At 69.5% G+C, this 1,114-nt stretch carries 1 protein-coding gene and 1 pseudogene; both read right to left on the minus strand.

Going from position 1 to position 1,114, the window contains the following annotated elements:
• Positions 1-382, minus strand: a 382-nt coding sequence (locus AB0G02_RS41745; RefSeq protein WP_360806582.1) for an MFS transporter, incomplete at its 3' end; no start/stop codon positions are given.
• A 540-nt stretch (positions 383-922) separates the two neighbouring features.
• Positions 923-1,114 (minus strand): annotated as a pseudogene (locus tag AB0G02_RS41750) (IS110 family transposase); the annotation flags it as partial.

Here is a 1,114-nt window from a genome sequence, read left to right on the forward strand (position 1 = left end):
GCAGGATCGCGCGGATGGCGCCCGACGCGGCGGCCGCGTAGCAGGCGGTGGCCGCGCCTTCCACGACCCCGGCGGCGAACAGCACCGGCAACGACGCCCGACCCGTGAGCACCACGAGCGCGATCACCGTCGCCGCGCAGGCCGCGACCAGGGCGGAGAGCACCATCATCGGCCGGCGCGGCACGCGGTCCGCGTAGACGCCCGCCGCCGGTGAGGTCAGCACCTCGGCCAACCCGACCACCGTGCCCAGGACCCCCGCCGTCACCGGCGAGCCGCCGAGCAGCAGGACCAGCACCGGCAGCACCAGCGCCGAGGCGTGCGAGCCGAGCAGGGCAGCCGCGCCACCGAGCCAGAACAGCCGGAAGTCCCGCTGTCTCCGCACGCTGGTCCCGGCCACCGACATCCCGTCGTTCTCCCGTCTTCCGCAATCAGGAAATCCGCCTGCTGCAATCAGGAAATCAAATACGTGCGACGAACGGCGCACAGTCGGTTCGACAGCGGGGTGGCACACCGACTTTTTCGACGGCAACAAGACCGGGGGCAACCCTGATATCGCATCGACAACCAGTGGTCCACCAGCGGCAGCGGATGGTCCCTGAATTTATACATGCCGCGCCAAGACCCGTCATGCACCCCGGCAGAGCAATTCCACTGGCGTACGGACCACGCACAACTCCAACGGATGCCACCCGCGCGGAAGTCCGAAGTAATGGACTTCGTTCGGTATTGCGCGACCGGAGCGACCGCGCGATCGCACAATGCTTCAGGCGCTGATGCTTTCGCGGTCGTCCGCAGTCCCGGCAGCGGTCCCACCCCCTCCGGCCGCTTCGCGAGCACGGCGTGCGGCACGCGACAGGGCACCGCCGTGCCGCTGCCGGCGACCCTCCTCCGGGACCGTTCGGGGGGTGTCCCTATGTGGTTGTCAAGCCGCGGTCGGGGCTGGAGCGGGCTCGGGGTGCCGGTAGTAGGTCTTGTGTCGGAGCATGGCGAACAGCTCGTCGCAGCGGCGCCGGGCCAGGCAGATCAGAGCGGCGTTGTGTTTCTTGCCCTGGTCGCGTTCGCCGCCCTCCCCGACCCGACCAGCAGGGCCTATTCCCAGCGCAAACGCGACCAG

Source organism: Actinosynnema sp. NPDC023658, from assembly GCF_040639995.1.
In the GTDB taxonomy this organism is placed as follows: Bacteria; Actinomycetota; Actinomycetes; order Mycobacteriales; family Pseudonocardiaceae; genus Actinosynnema.